This is a genomic window from Actinoplanes rectilineatus, assembly GCF_000962825.1.
Taxonomy (GTDB): Bacteria; Actinomycetota; Actinomycetes; order Mycobacteriales; family Micromonosporaceae; genus Actinoplanes; species Actinoplanes rectilineatus.
In genome coordinates this window covers 108,360-122,206 of sequence record NZ_JZKF01000004.1, presented here as the reverse complement: position 1 = coordinate 122,206, position 13,847 = coordinate 108,360, and the positions used below count along the sequence as shown (strand labels likewise).

Annotated in this window: 11 protein-coding genes; all 11 read left to right on the top strand. The window is 69.9% G+C overall.

The annotated features are described in order from the left end of the window. Positions 1 to 748 precede the first annotated feature (748 nt). The 11 genes from WH85_RS04180 to WH85_RS04135 all read left to right on the top strand — a co-directional run bounded on the left by WH85_RS04180 (position 749) and on the right by WH85_RS04135 (position 13,815). The gene (locus tag WH85_RS04180; RefSeq protein ID WP_083448776.1) at positions 749 to 3,289 is read left to right on the top strand and encodes a sensor histidine kinase; all 2,541 of its coding nucleotides are present in this window, start codon (positions 749 to 751) and stop codon (positions 3,287 to 3,289) included. Between the two features lie 45 nt (positions 3,290 to 3,334). Continuing rightward, positions 3,335 to 3,796 carry a roadblock/LC7 domain-containing protein gene (locus WH85_RS46645; RefSeq protein WP_052720136.1) on the top strand — a complete coding sequence of 154 codons (462 nt, stop codon included), beginning with the start codon at positions 3,335 to 3,337 and terminating at the stop codon, positions 3,794 to 3,796. 81 nt (positions 3,797 to 3,877) lie between these two features. Further along, a complete protein-coding gene (locus tag WH85_RS04170; protein WP_045740312.1) occupies positions 3,878 to 5,098 on the top strand; it encodes an ABC transporter substrate-binding protein in 1,221 nt (406 codons plus the stop codon). An 11-nt stretch (positions 5,099 to 5,109) separates the two neighbouring features. Continuing rightward, entirely contained in the window at positions 5,110 to 5,928 is an 819-nt protein-coding gene (locus WH85_RS04165; protein ID WP_045740311.1) for a class I SAM-dependent methyltransferase, read from the top strand. A 34-nt stretch (positions 5,929 to 5,962) separates the two neighbouring features. Next, complete coding sequence (locus WH85_RS04160) at positions 5,963 to 7,834, top strand: ABC transporter permease (protein ID WP_045740310.1); 1,872 nt, start codon at positions 5,963 to 5,965, stop codon at positions 7,832 to 7,834. Continuing rightward, the gene (locus WH85_RS53655; RefSeq protein ID WP_045740309.1) at positions 7,831 to 9,309 is read left to right on the top strand and encodes an ATP-binding cassette domain-containing protein; all 1,479 of its coding nucleotides are present in this window, start codon (positions 7,831 to 7,833) and stop codon (positions 9,307 to 9,309) included. Before WH85_RS04160 ends, WH85_RS53655 begins: the two co-directional genes overlap by 4 nt. Next, a complete protein-coding gene (locus WH85_RS49965; protein ID WP_157410752.1) occupies positions 9,306 to 9,614 on the top strand; it encodes a hypothetical protein in 309 nt (102 codons plus the stop codon). The genes WH85_RS53655 and WH85_RS49965 overlap by 4 nt, the downstream gene beginning before the upstream one ends. Further along, positions 9,611 to 10,393 carry a hypothetical protein gene (locus WH85_RS04150; protein ID WP_045740308.1) on the top strand — a complete coding sequence of 261 codons (783 nt, stop codon included), beginning with the start codon at positions 9,611 to 9,613 and terminating at the stop codon, positions 10,391 to 10,393. Before WH85_RS49965 ends, WH85_RS04150 begins: the two co-directional genes overlap by 4 nt. Next, positions 10,390 to 11,193, top strand: a complete 804-nt coding sequence (locus WH85_RS04145) for a hypothetical protein (RefSeq protein ID WP_045740307.1) — start codon at positions 10,390 to 10,392, stop codon at positions 11,191 to 11,193. The genes WH85_RS04150 and WH85_RS04145 overlap by 4 nt, the downstream gene beginning before the upstream one ends. A gap of 49 nt (positions 11,194 to 11,242) precedes the next feature. Then, a complete protein-coding gene (locus tag WH85_RS04140) occupies positions 11,243 to 12,049 on the top strand; it encodes an SAM-dependent methyltransferase (RefSeq protein ID WP_045740306.1) in 807 nt (268 codons plus the stop codon). 5 nt (positions 12,050 to 12,054) lie between these two features. Then, positions 12,055 to 13,815 (top strand): hypothetical protein, encoded by a 1,761-nt coding sequence (locus WH85_RS04135; protein WP_157410751.1) that lies wholly within the window; start codon positions 12,055 to 12,057, stop codon positions 13,813 to 13,815. Positions 13,816 to 13,847: the final 32 nt, after the last annotated feature.

Here is a 13,847-nt window from a genome sequence, read left to right as displayed (position 1 = left end):
AGCCACACGAGCGCACATGGTCGGCAAGAACACACTTCTCCGGCAGCTGCTGATTCTGGCTAGACCACGTACCTCGCCGTTCCCCAGCTGCTCCGGGGCGGGCGTGCTTCTCATCGCCGCCCGCCTCGGAGACATACGCACCATGACGTGAACTTGCTGCACGTCGCCCCGGCACATTTTCGCCCGCGATGCGACCCGAGCCGAAGGAGAAGGAGGCGATGCACCCGATGCAGCCAGCCGATCAGCTTCTCCACCGCCACATGCAGTCCCACGGCGGTGTGTCGATTGATGCTCCCTCCGCAGCCGGCCGGGACACCACCGCTCAGCATTTTTCCGTTCCCACGCAACGAGAGACGACTTCCTCCATGTCTTTCCCTCGGCCGGCGAGCAACCTCCCCGCGCCATCGCGTATCCGTGATCGGGCGCTGTGGGACCGCGCTCAGACGCTGTTGTCGCGGCATGTGCAGTCCCCCCTGGGCAAGGGCTGTGCCGTACCACGCTGTGCAGACGGGTATCCCTGCCTCCCAGCGCGGACCGCGGGCAGGTTGAGAGCAGCCAGCATCGCCCCCTTCCACCAGCGATTGACCGCTCTTATCGACGCGCGGTCCTGCGAGGTGCTCGCATCAAACTCCTTCGGACTCCTGGCACGCGCCCCAGCCGGTGTTCCAGGACAGGCGACGATGGACTTTCCATCCGGCGACGGCCACGTTGATACGGCGGCCGGCACGATGATGCTGGCGATTCACGCATGACGGCCGCAGATGGGGCCTTGTCGCGGGCCGGTGGACGTCAATGGCAACGGCTGGCGGACCGTCCAATCCGCAGCAAGCTAACGCTGTTGTTGACCATCCCGCTCATCGCCATCTTGACGTTGGCGCTGCTGATTGGGGTCACCGGAGCCTTGGCGGCGGGAAAGGCCGAACAGGCGCGCCGTCTGGTCAGCATCGGCGTTGTCGGTGGTGAGCTCACCTCACAGCTGCAGAGAGAACGCGTGGCAGCGGCGGCGGTCTTCGCCCAGCCCAGCCGGCCCGGGGTACTCGAGGCATACCGCCGGCAGGCGGAAGCCACCGATGCGGTCACTGCGCAGTTCGTGGCCGCACAGCAAGATCTTGAGGCTCCCGCCGGGCTTGCGGCACCGCTGCAACGCTTGGACACGCAGCTGACGGCGCTGCCGCTATTGCGGGAGCAGGTCCGCAGCGGGCAGGACACGGCCGGCAGTTTGACAGTTTTCCGGTACCGGGCGCTGACCGCGGAGCTCGGTGGTTACCGGACCGCGTTGAGCCAGCTCGGCGTCGACGCGGAAACCGCCAACGGGCTGCGGGCCACGGCCACCGTGTCGCAGGCCATCGAAGCGCTGGGGCTGATGCAGGTCGCGGTCCTGCCCGCAATCAGAAAGACCCCGTTGACGGCCGCCGAGCAGCAGCAGATCCTCAGCGCGCAGGGCACGTTCAACGAAGCGCTGGAGACGTTCCGGCAGATCGCGCCTGCCGGTTGGCAAGCGCTACTCGCGGGGCAGTCCAGTAGCAAGACCGCGTTGGCGGGTGAGCGGCTACAAGGCGTCGCAGCGCGGGCTCAGGCGAACGCACCGCTGAACTTGGACAGCAGCACTGGCAACTGGGTTACCGCGACCAACGCCCGCATGCAGCAACTACACGCCGCGGAGCACCAGTTCGACACCGAACTGCTCGCCTCGGTGACCAGTCAACGCGATCAACAGCGCCGCAACCTGCTGTGGCTGGGTGTCAGCGTGATAATCGTGCTGGCGGCACTGGGTGTGGTGGGGTGGTGGGTCACCGCGTCGATCACCCGCCCGCTGCGTGCCCTGCAGGCGCAGGCGAGCACGGTAGCCAACACCCATCTGCCGGCGGTGGTGGCGCGGCTGGCCAGCGGCGCTCGTGAGGCCATGTCCCCGGCCGCGTTGGTGGCCCAGGTCATGGATGCCCCCGCGGACGCCGCCACCGATGAAGTGTCCGCGGTGCGGCGGGCCTTCATCGAGGTGTCCGCAACCGCGTTGGACCTGGCCGGCCAGCAGGCCGCCGCCAGGCAGATCGCTGACCGGCTGGCCCGTCAGGAAGCTGAAGGACGCCGGATCGCCGATCAGGCCGCCGCTCAGGAAGCGCAGGCTCGTGCGGTGGTGTCGGAGATCGTCACCAACGTGGCGCGCCGGTTGCAGGGGCTGGTGGCGAAACTGATGAGCCTGATCGATGCGCTGGAACAGAACGAGGACGATCCGGCACGCCTGGAGAAGATCTTCCCGGTCGATCACCAGGCGAACCAGTCGCAGCGCTACATCCTAAATCTGCTCATCATCGCCGGGCAGTGGAATCCTGCGCCGGCCCCGGCGCCGGTGTCGCTGTTCGAGGTCATCCGGGGTGCGGCCGGGCGGCTGCAGGACTACCGGCAGATCGAGCCGATGGTCGACGCGGGCATCATGATCGCCCGCGAAGCGGTCGAGGAACTCGTGCACCTGCTGACCGAGCTGTTCGCCAACGCGGTCGATTTCTCCCCCCGCGGCTCGGCGGTCGAGGTCGTCGCCGACGTACTGCACGGCAGGCTCCGCGTCGCCATCATCGACAAGGGCCCCGGTGTACGAGCCGAGCTGATTCCCGGCCTGTTGCACCAGATGAGTGCCCCCGACCTTGACCCGCAAGCGGTCAAGCAGATGGGCCTGGTCGTCGTGGGTCGGCTGGCGACCCGTCTGGGTCTCGGCGTGGATATTCGTTCCGGGCACGAACTCGGAACGATCGTGGAGCTGAGTGTCCCGGACCGGCTGTTCACCCTCGAGGAACCGGTCTGGGTTCCTCATGCACCCGCCACTGCGAGCGGCCCCCCGCCTCCGGTAGTGCCCGGACCGGTCCCGGCCCAGCCGATGCCGGCTGATGCCACGCAGCTACTGCCCGCCCTCGCCACCACCGTGCACTACCCCACGGGCGGCTCCGCACCGGCCGGCGCCACGGCATCGCCGACCGTAGAAACGCTGATCTTCCAGCGGGTGTGCGACGAGAGCCCCTGGTTCAGCGCAGGGACCAACGCCACGCAGCCCCTGCCATCGTTCGTCCCCACTTGGCCGAATCCAGCCGCTGCCGCCACCACCAACGCCGCCGTTCAGGCGGCCGCTGAGCCGACGGCAGCAGGCAGGACGCGCAGTGGCCTACCGAAACGGGTGCGCAGCGCCCCGCCGCCGGGCTTCGCTGACCGGCCACTGATCAGCGACAAGGATCCGAAGACCACCAGCGGCACCCTCGCAGCCTTCGCGGCCGCCACTCGCGCCTCCCGCTCCGCTAGCTGACCGTTTCCCCTCTCCGACCCTTTGACCTCAAGACGGGTGTGTGCCATGACTCAACCCCTCCTGCTGCACCGCACCACCGCGCAGCAACAGGACCTGTTCAACCAGCTGCTCGACACGTTCGCCGACACCGTCCCCCACGTCATGCACGCTGCCGCGGCCACCGCCGACGGCATCCCGCTGGCCGCGACCCGCAGCGTCGACGAGGCCAACCGCGACCAACTGTGCGCCAGCATCTCCAGCACCATGGCGGTCCTGGAGAGCACCGCCCAGCTCCTCAAAGCCGGTCCGGTGATCAACCACCTGACCAACATGGACTCCGGCAGCACTATCTACCAGCGAGCCCGCAACGGCCTGGTCATCTTCATGGTCATGGTCGCCGAACAGTTCGACCCCGCCCAGGTGCAGTTCGAGCTGGAACGCCTCGGCGACCGCATCGGCGAAATCCTCAACCCCGGCCTGCGTGCCGTCCCCACCGGCACCCCGCACCAGCTGCCCTACCGCGCCTGACATCCCCGTGCACCACCCGGAGACACCAGGACGTCGGCGCAACCCGGCTGACCACCCCTTCCACCAGCATCAGGAGACCCCGTGACCTCCCCACCCCGCACCATCGGGCTTCGTGCCCGGCGTGGCCTCGCTGCGACACTGGCCGTAGCGCTGATCACCCTCGCCGGGTGCAGCAGTTCCAGCCTCGCCGACGACCAGAGAACCGACGGGACCATCCGCATCGGCCTGATCTGGCCGAAGACCGGCCCCTACCAGGCGCTCGGCGTGGACATGGAACGCGGCTGGCAGCTCTACCTCGACTCCCACGGCGGCACACTCGGCGGTCACACCGTCACCACCGCAACCGGGGACGAAGGCGTCAACCAGAACACTGCCCTGACCGCGGCGAAGAAACTCCTGGATGCTGACCGCGCCACCGTGTTGGTCGGCACCGCCAGCGCCGACCCCACCGTGGCCATCGCCCCGATCGCCAACCAACGCAAGGTGCCGTTCATCGGCACCGGCGGCCGCCCGGGCTCCCTCACACCGGCCGACCTGGGCTACGTGTGGCACACCTCGTGGCAGTCGCGCGAGACCGGCGCCGCGATCGCCGACCACATCCGCACCACCGTCAACGGCCCGGTTTATCTGATGGCCCCGGACTACCAGGGCGGCTGGGACCAGCTCGGCGGCTTCACCGACGCCTTCACCAAGGCCGGCGGCAAGGTTGCCAACCCCGACGGCAAGCCCGCCTGGACGCCGTGGGGCTCGACCAGTGTGAACTTCCTGCCCTACCTCAACAAGATCAAGGATTCCGGGGCGAAGGCCGTCTACTGCTTCTACGCCGGCACGATGGCCGTCGACTTCGTCAAGCAGTACAAGCAGTCCGGACTCACCATCCCACTGTACGGGGCCGGGTTCCTCACCGAAGGCGCCTTTCTCCTGAAGTCCGAAGGCGCCGCCGCCGACGGGGTGCAGACGGTCATGAACTACGTGCCGGACCTCGACAACCCCGACAACCGCACTTTCTCCACCGCCTACCAGCAGAAGTACCAGACGCCGCCGAGTATCTACTCCGTCACCGCGTGGGACGCCGCACTGCTGCTCGACCAGGCCATCGCCGCCGCGGGCGCCAACCCGACCAGCGAGTCGATCAACACCGCAATCGGCAAACTCGGCGCGATCGCCAGCCCCCGCGGCAGCTTCCGCCTCGGCACCGTCGGCCACTCCCCGGTGCAGGCCTGGTACCTGCGCAAAGTCGCCTTCGACGGCCGCACCCGCGCCAACGTCACCCAGCAGACCCTGACCACCCTCGGCAGCTGAAAGGCCCTTTCATGACCTCCACCGACACCACCGCAGCCGCCGCCGGCGAGTACACCTTCGACTCCGCCAGCACCGAAGGCGCCACCCAGGTTCGGCTGCTGGCCGACATCCTCGACGGCCACAGCATCGCCGTGCTCGAGCAGCTCGACCTCGCGCCCGACAGCACCTGCTTGGATCTTGGGGCCGGAGCCGGCAGCATCGCTGCCTGGCTCGCCGACCAAGGCGCCCCGCAAGGGCATGTCACGGCCGTCGACCAGACCACCGTGCGCATCCCCGCCCACGAGCGGATCACCGCGGTCGACGCCGACATCACCACCCACAAGTTCGGCACAGAGCGCTTCGACCTGATCCACGCCCGGCTGCTGTTCATGCACCTCACCGAACGCGAGCAGGTCCTGGCCCGAGCGGTGACCGCACTCAAGCCCGGCGGATTCCTGGTCGTCTCCGACTGGGACTGCACCCACCTCGACGAAATGATCGTCGCCGCCTCCGACGAGGTCGCCGACGCGTTCACGGCGTTCCAGCACGCGCTGATCAGCTTCGGCACCAGCAACGGCATGGACCCGGCCTGGGCCCGGCGCATCCCCGCCGCCATGGCCGACGCCGGACTGCGGGGGATCACCACCAGCGTGTTCAACAAGCTGTGGGCCGGCGGGGAAGCCGGGATGCTGCTGCACGCCAGCAACAGCCGCCAGCTCGAGGCCGGCCTGCTCGGCCACGGCGTCACCCGCGAGCAGCTCGACACGCTGCGCACCGCGATGACCAACCCGCAGGTGTGGGCCTACCACTGGCCCATGTACACCGCCGTCGGCGTGCGCCCCACCCACTGACCCACCCCTTCCGGAAGAAGCAGAGGAGCGTGCCGTGACAGCGGCAGAACTCGCGGCGACCAGCATTGACGGCGACGCCTACGGGCTGCTGCTGTTCACTGTTGCCGTCGGCCTGACCCTGATCCTCGGCGTCATGGGCGTGATGAACCTGGCCCACGGCACGCTCTATCTGCTCGGCGCCTACCTGGGCTATGCCCTGTCCGACGGCACCCTGCTCGGACTCGTCCTCGCTGCCGGCGCGGCGCTGGTCGTCGGTGCCGGCGGCGGGGTGCTGCTGGACGTGCTGCTGCGCCCGGTGCACGATCACCGCCGGCAAGCGATGGTCACCCTCGGCATCGCCTTTCTCGCCATGGCCGGGTTCAACGCCGCGTTCGGCGGCAGCCCTCTACCGGCCGAGCCACCGAGCGCTCTCTCCGGCAGCGTCGACTTGTTCGGGTACGGCTACCCCCTCTACCGCCTGGCGTTCATTGCCGTCGCCGCGCTGATCGCGGTCGCCCTGCACCTGGTACTGCGCCACACCCTGACCGGAGCCCGTTTACGCGCCGTGGTCGCCGACCCCGCCATGGCCGCCGCCACCGGTATCCGTACCCGAGGGGTGCGCGTCGGTGCGCTCGCCGTCGGCGCCGCCCTCGCCGTGACCGCCGGGGCCCTCGGCGCCCCGATCATCGGCCCGGCCCCGGGCACCGACACGCACGTACTGACGCTGTCGCTGATCGTCGTCGTGCTCGGCGGCGCCGGCAACATCAAGGCCACCCTCGCCGCCGCGCTGTTCGTTGGCCAGGTCCAAACCGTGGGCGTCGCGCTCGCCCCGGGCACCGCATCGTTCGCGCTGTTCGTGCCCGTGCTGATCATGCTGATCGTCAAAGCCCACCGCGGCCGAGCCGTCCTCGCCGCCCCCGCAGCTTCCACCCCCGACCAGCTCCCGTCACCGGCCCGCGCCCGGCCGGCCCGGCCGACGCGCGTCGCTGCCCTGGCGGGACTGCTCATCCTCGCCGCGGCATGGCCCGCCCTGGCCAACCGGTATCTGGTCGTGCTCGCGGCGACCGCCCTGATCTACGCGATCCTGGCCGTCAGCACCCAGCTCCTCGTCGGAGTTGCCGGGCTCCCCTCGTTCGGGCAGGTCGCCTACGCCGGTGTCGGCGCCTACACCGCAGCCCTACTCGCGATCCACGGGCACACCAACGCTCTGCTGCACATCGCTGCCGGCGCGCTGATGGCTGCCATAGCTGCGGCGCTGACCGCACCGTTTCTGCTGCAGGCCCGCGGTACCGCGTTCATGCTCATCACCCTCATGTTCGCCGGCACCGTCGCGCTGCTGGCGTCGCAGTGGACGAGCCTGACCGGCGGCGACGAAGGGCTCCAACTGCCGGCGGTCAGCGTCTGGCCCGGCACCGTGCCAGTGACGCAGCCGGCGTACCTGTACTGGTACGTCCTCGCTGTCACCACGGTCACCGTCGCCGCGGTGCTGCTGGTGGCACGGTCACGGCTCGCGCTGATCCTGCGCGGCCTGGCCGGGCACGAAGCCCGCATGGCCGCGCTCGGACACCGCAGCCTGCGGGCGCACACCGCCGGATACACCATCGCCGGCGCGGTCGCCGGGATCGGCGGCGCGTTGCTCGCTGCCCTCAACGCCTACGTGTCTCCCGCCGACCTCGGCTTCGATACCGCCACAGTGGTGTTCCTGGCTGCCGCGATCGGCGGCACCAGCATCACCGGCGCCATCGCCGGCGCGTTCACCGTCATCGCGGCCCGGGACTGGGCCGCCAACGCGTTCGGCGGCGGCCCGCTCTGGCTCGGCTTGCTGTTCCTCACCGCCGTCTACGGACCCCTGGCCTATCACCGCGTCCGGCACCGTACCCGGGCAGCGGCCGTGTCTCCGGCCCTCACCACAGGGAGCCCGGCATGAACGTCCCCCTGCTGCACCTGCACCAGCTCAGCCGCCGCTACGGCGCCGTGACCGCCCTGCACCCGATCAGTCTGCAGATACCGGCCGGGGCCCGGCACGCGATCATCGGCCCCAACGGCGCCGGGAAATCCACCCTGCTGAACCTGATCGCCGGCAGCCAGCACCCCAGCGGCGGCACCGTCACCCTCGACAATCGGCCGGTCACCCAGCTGACCGCGGCCGCGCGCGCCCGCCACGGCATCAGCCGGACCTTTCAGCACCCCGCCGTCATCGGCGAGCTCACCGCAGCCGGCAACCTCGCCCTCGCCGCTCGCACCATCGGCCGCCGTGCACGCGCCGCCGAGCGCCGTCGCCGCGTGCAGACGGCGCTGACCAGCGTGCACCTCGACGCCCACGCGGGCACACCCGCGCGCGCGTTGTCCTACGGCCAGCAACGCCGCCTCGAGCTGGCCATGGCCCTCACGGCACGACCGCGGCTTCTGCTGCTCGACGAACCCTCCGCCGGACTGGACCCCAGCGAGATCGCTCAGCTCACCACGACGTTGCGGGGCCTGCCGCCCGAGATCACCGTGCTGCTGGTCGACCACCACCTACCGCTGGTCTTCGACGTCGCCACCACCATCACCGTGCTCGCCGCCGGCCAGCATCTGGTCACCGGCACCGCCGACGAGATCCGCGCCGACACCCGCGTCGCCGGCGCCTACTTCGCCACCCCCACGGCAAGCACACCGCGCACCCCACGCACCGGCGGCCAAGCCGTGCTATCGGTCAACCAGCTACGCGCCGGCTACCGCGGCGCCCCCGTCCTCACCGGCGTCGACCTCGAGGTAGCCGGGGGCACGGTCCACGCGCTGCTCGGCCGCAACGGCGCCGGTAAGACCACGCTGCTCAACGTGCTCGCCGGCCTGCACCCCGCCCTGCCGGGCAGCACCATCGCACCGGCGCCCGGCCAGCGACAGGCAGGCAGCGACACCCTTGCGCTCGTACCGCAGGGCCGTCGGCTGTGGCCCACCCTCACCGTGGCCGAACACCTGAACCTCGCCGCCGCTACCGGGGCACGCCGCACCGGCCACGGGCACCGTTTCACCCACGACGACATTTGGAGCCTGCTGCCCGCACTGGACGGCAAGCAACACCGCTACCCCGGGCAGATGTCGGGCGGGGAACAACAGATGCTCGCGATGGCGCGGGCACTGCTGCTGCAACCACGGTTACTGCTCCTCGACGAACCCACCGAGGGCCTGGCCCCGCGGATCGTCGACCACCTCGCGCAGATCATCGCCCGCATCGCCGACGACGGGGTCGCCGTACTGCTGGCCGAGCAGAACCAGCAGTTCACCCGCACCGTCGCCGACCGCATCAGCGTCCTGGACGCCGGCCGCATCGCGTTCTCCACCCACGACATGACCGACCCGGACACCCACACCCGCCTCGCCGACTACCTCGGCGTCAGCACCGCAGGGACCACAGCATGAACCCCGTCGATCCGCGCCCCACGCGCAACGGGCTCGAGCCGCCGCTCAACGACACCCGCGCCGACCGATGGCTCAACTCCACCGACCGCACCGGGCCGACGGCGGCCTTGGCTCGTCCCACCGTGGACAATATGCGCCGCGAGTGGCAACACCACGTCGAGCAGCTGCGGCGGCGGACGTGGACCATCGCAGCTGTTGCCGCCATCCTGGTCGCGGTCGCCGTTACCGCCAATGTTGTCCACGGTCGCTTCGCCACCCGCTGCGCGCCATCCATATCGGCTGCGCCGGTGGTGGTGACGCCATGAGCCGCTCTCGCAGCTCCCACTCGACGTCCGCCAGCACTGCCGCGGCGAGGATCCCGGGTGCGGGCACGGCACACAACAGCCGCTGGCCAGTCACCACCGCGACCGACCGGCCGTACACCTCGGCCGCAACCGCCGGCGCACCCGAGCCCGATCCGGACGCGGCGCAGTGGGCCAGCTTCGTCACCGAGCTGCTCGCCATCGGCTTCGACGCCGCAGATCTGGTGAGCATCGCCGCCGACGCGGCAGCCAACCGCGACTATCCACACGACGTCAGGGACCTGATCTCACGACGGGCGTGCCAACTCGCCCAGCATGCCTGCACCCCGACCGCCGCCGCAGCGCTGTCCGCGATGCGTACCCGCGCCGTCGTGCTGGACGACGCCGGCCACCATCAGCAGGCCGCCGATCTCTGGGGTCAGCTCATCACCCGGCACCACACCGCAGGCCAGGCAGGCCCGGCCCTGCAAGCCCGCGTGGCCCACGCCACCTGCCTGCACCGTCAAGGCCGCTGCATCGAAGCCCTCGACCAGATCACCCTCGCCTGGCAGACCGCCACCGACACAACTGACGACGACGCACCGACGGTGGCCACGGTCCTGCAGCTGTACCGGCTGATGCTCGACGCCTGTCACCCCCGCCCCGGAACCGCGCAGGTCAACCCGCCCCAGCTCGCTGGGCAGCCGGACATGCTCGCGGTCCTCACCCCGATCGCCGACGCCGGCGAACATCAGCAGATCTGCGCCTACCAAGCGCCCGCCCGCAGCCGAGCCCGCCAATGACCCCCGACGAGCAGCAGGCCCTGGCCGAATCGATCCCGCTGGCCCGCCAACTGCTGGCCAGCGGAGACCGCGAGGGCGCCGTCGCCCTGCTGGACCTGCATCTGAGCAAATTGCATCCGGAGCTGGCGCCCGACGACCGGGTTTTGCTGGAAGCCGCCGCGCTGCACAGCGCCCTAACCGGCGACCTGCGCTGGCTGCACTACAGCATCCGCGCCGGCCGCAACATGCCGCGGCCACGACCACGGCCGCTGTCGCCACGTCACGGCGAACCCGGCATTACCGGCCATTCACGCGACCTGGTACCCGAGCCGGACCGGCGCCGTCCGCCCGACAACGCTGCCGTCGCGGATACGAACTCGCCGATGCAGGTGCTGAGCGACGCGCAGTCTTTGCACGTCCGGGGCCGCTGCGGCGAAGCCATCCGCACCGCCACCCAAGCGGTGAATCTCTGGCGAAGCCAGTTCCACAGCGCCGAAGAGGCGAACGGCGGGGCGACTCTGCTGATGTGGCTGGTCGCCATGCTGTGTGCCTGCCGCCGCGACGACGACGCTGAGGCCCGCCTGCTCGCCGATGAACTACTCCTTCCCGAACCGGGCACCGCTGAACGCGGCGAGTTCGCCGTCTACGGCATCCGCGTCCTCACCCGGGCCTGCACGACGCACGACGACATCTGCGCGCGGGGGCAGCTTCCGCCGTCGCTTGCCGAGCTCGGCGCTCCCGTTTCTTCTTTTGCCGCTGCACGCCCCTGGCACGAACGCTGCGATCGCTGGTGGCGGCTGCTTCTTACCGGTGCGTCATGACCAGCATCGCTCACCGTCTTCCGCTCCGTCACCAACCTCGAGGCAGCTCATGACCTACCACGAACCTCATATAGACACCACTACGGCGCACCCAGCACGCCGCTACAACTACTGGCTTGGTGGCAAAGACAACTTCGCCGTCGACCGCGCCTCTGCCGACAAGATCGAGGCCCAGTACCCCGCCATCCGCACCGCCGCATTCGAGAACCGCGGCTTTCTCAAGCGGACTGTGCGCCACCTGGCCGGCGACGCCGGGATCCGCCAGTTCCTGGACATCGGCACCGGCCTGCCGACCGCGGACAACACTCATGAAATCGCTCAAGCCGTGGCCGAGCAGTCACGGGTCGTCTACGTCGACAACGATCCCATTGTCCTGACGCATGCGCGAGCGCTGCTGACCAGCAGCCCAGCCGGAGCCACCGCCTACATCGACGGTGACCTACGCGACCCTCAACACATCATCGGCCTGGCCCGGGAGCTGTTGGACTTCACCCAGCCCATCGCGGTCATGCTCGTCGCGGTGCTGCACTTCATCACCGATGACGAGCAGGCGTACGCCGTCGTACGGGAGTTGCTCGGACAGTTGGCGCCCGGCAGCTACCTGGCAGCATCGCACGCCACCGGTGACTTCCTCGACGACGTCATCCGCGAGCAGCTGTCGCAGTACGACTTCATCCTGCGCGACCGGGACCGCTTCGCCGGGTTCTTCACCGGCCTGGAGCTTGTCGAACCGGGAATCAGCCCGATCACTCTGTGGCGGCCCGAAAGCGACACCGTCGTCGAGCCCGAGCTGGCGTCGATATACGGGGCGCTCGCCCGCGTTCCCGGCCCGATACCCGCACGGCATGACCGGTGAGCGCCATGCCGGACCCCTCAACCCCCGCCCACGGGCCGCAGGCCAACCAGCCGGCTCCCGAACCGAACACCGAGCCTGCGCAGCAGACGCCACCGGCCGCGAGCCCTGCGCCAGGCCCCGGCGACACGCCCGACGATGGCGCCTCAGCGTCGCTGCCACCGCAACTGGCAGGACGGGACCCCGCAACCACGCCCGACGACGAACTTCTCATCGACACTGTCCTGCAGTGGATCGCCGACACCCCGCATGCCGGGCCGACAGTGGCGCGATGGGCGCAGTACGCCACTGCGGCCAGCGCCCGGCTGCACCCGAACGGGCACCAGCAACGACAACGCGCCATCCTGGCCGACGCTGCGGTGCGCATCGGCATCCTGCCGTTGGACGGCATCCCCTCCCGGGCGGCATCAGGCGTCGCGGTATGCATTACCGCTGGCGGCCGCGCTCACGCTGACGCCGAATGCATGCTCGACCACCTGTACGCCTACCTTGCGCTGCACACCCACGGGCTGTGTCCGCTGGCGCATCAAGGGCTACGGCAAATCCCGGTGCCCGCTGAGCATGACGACTGGCCGCGGCCGGCTCTGCTGACCACGGTGATCGTCGCCGCCGCCATGGCCGGCGCCTGCGCCCGTGAGGACCTCGCCGACTATCTGCTCGACGCGCACGCCGCCCAGCTGGAACCCCCTGGCTCCCCCGGGCGTGCTCTGTTCGCCACTCTTGCCCTCGACCTCACCGACCAGCTCCGCGAGCCGCACCGCGGCGTATGCACCCAGCCCGGGCGCCGGGCACTGGACCGGCACCGGTTCTCGGCCATGCTGCACGGCGAACCACCCGCCCGCCACCGCAGCCCCGCACCACCCGATGCCCCAGCGCCTGCTGCGAACGTCAGCATCTCGGTAATGAGGAGCGAGGTGCACCTCGACGGTGTCTTGTACGGGCTCCGCGCCCATACCCAAGCCCTGCACACCCGCCGGCGGCTGCACGCCACACCCATCAGCAGCAGCGTGTTCCTGATCTGCGATACCTGCCGGCTTGCGCTGCGCCTGGGCAGCTCCGTCGTGTACGCCGCCCAGCCCAGCACGCTGACGGTCCCGATCATCGCCGCCGGCCTGCCCGCCTGGCAGCACCGCGACATCAGCCGGGCAACGTGGCGGCTGCTCAGCGAACACCCCAACCACGACCTGTGCGTCCTGACCGGCGTGTCACCCGTCTGGCGTAAGTACGCGGCCACGCCCACCGACCTGATCGCCTCACCCGACATCGGCCCACCACCGGACATCGCCCTCGCCGACTACGTCACCGGCTGGCCCGGGCCACCGACGCCCATCGTCTTCGCCGGCGCCACCCCCGCTCCGCGGCAGAAACCCATCTCCGGCGGCGAACTGAACCTGGTGTGTTTGTCCTGCCGCCTCGCTCTGAGCCTGGGCCGCAGCACCGGCCAGCCCGGCGCCGCGGTGACCATCAGCGGTCGTCCAGCGGTTGACGAAGCTGCCGCCACGACCGCCGTGTTCCGGATGCTCACCGAGCACACGGGCCACAACCTGGTCGTTTTCAACGACAACGGGCACTGGGACCACTACGTCGAATCCGGGGAGTGGGGTTTCACCATCGAGCCCGGCGATGACATCTGCCCGCCGCACATCGGCGATATCACCCATCGGCAGTACATCGAGGGGTGGCCCGGAGCCCCCACCCGCCGGCATTACCGCGGCGCTGACCCGCTCGATCCGCCACCACGCAGCGGGCCCTCGGGCTCACCGGCATGACGCCACCGGCACCCCGGTCACAAGACCTGCCA

Bases quoted from the DNA above. Each gene is read 5' to 3' on its own strand.
- WH85_RS04180 (WP_083448776.1), top strand. From the start codon at position 749: ATGACGGCCGCAGATGGGGCCTTGTCGCGGGCCGGTGGACGTCAATGG.
- WH85_RS46645 (WP_052720136.1), top strand. From the start codon at position 3,335: ATGACTCAACCCCTCCTGCTGCACCGCACCACCGCGCAGCAACAGGAC.
- WH85_RS04165 (WP_045740311.1), top strand. From the start codon at position 5,110: ATGACCTCCACCGACACCACCGCAGCCGCCGCCGGCGAGTACACCTTC.
- WH85_RS53655 (WP_045740309.1), top strand. From the start codon at position 7,831: ATGAACGTCCCCCTGCTGCACCTGCACCAGCTCAGCCGCCGCTACGGC.
- WH85_RS49965 (WP_157410752.1), top strand. From the start codon at position 9,306: ATGAACCCCGTCGATCCGCGCCCCACGCGCAACGGGCTCGAGCCGCCG.
- WH85_RS04150 (WP_045740308.1), top strand. From the start codon at position 9,611: ATGAGCCGCTCTCGCAGCTCCCACTCGACGTCCGCCAGCACTGCCGCG.
- WH85_RS04145 (WP_045740307.1), top strand. From the start codon at position 10,390: ATGACCCCCGACGAGCAGCAGGCCCTGGCCGAATCGATCCCGCTGGCC.
- WH85_RS04140 (WP_045740306.1), top strand. From the start codon at position 11,243: ATGACCTACCACGAACCTCATATAGACACCACTACGGCGCACCCAGCA.
- WH85_RS04135 (WP_157410751.1), top strand. From the start codon at position 12,055: ATGCCGGACCCCTCAACCCCCGCCCACGGGCCGCAGGCCAACCAGCCG.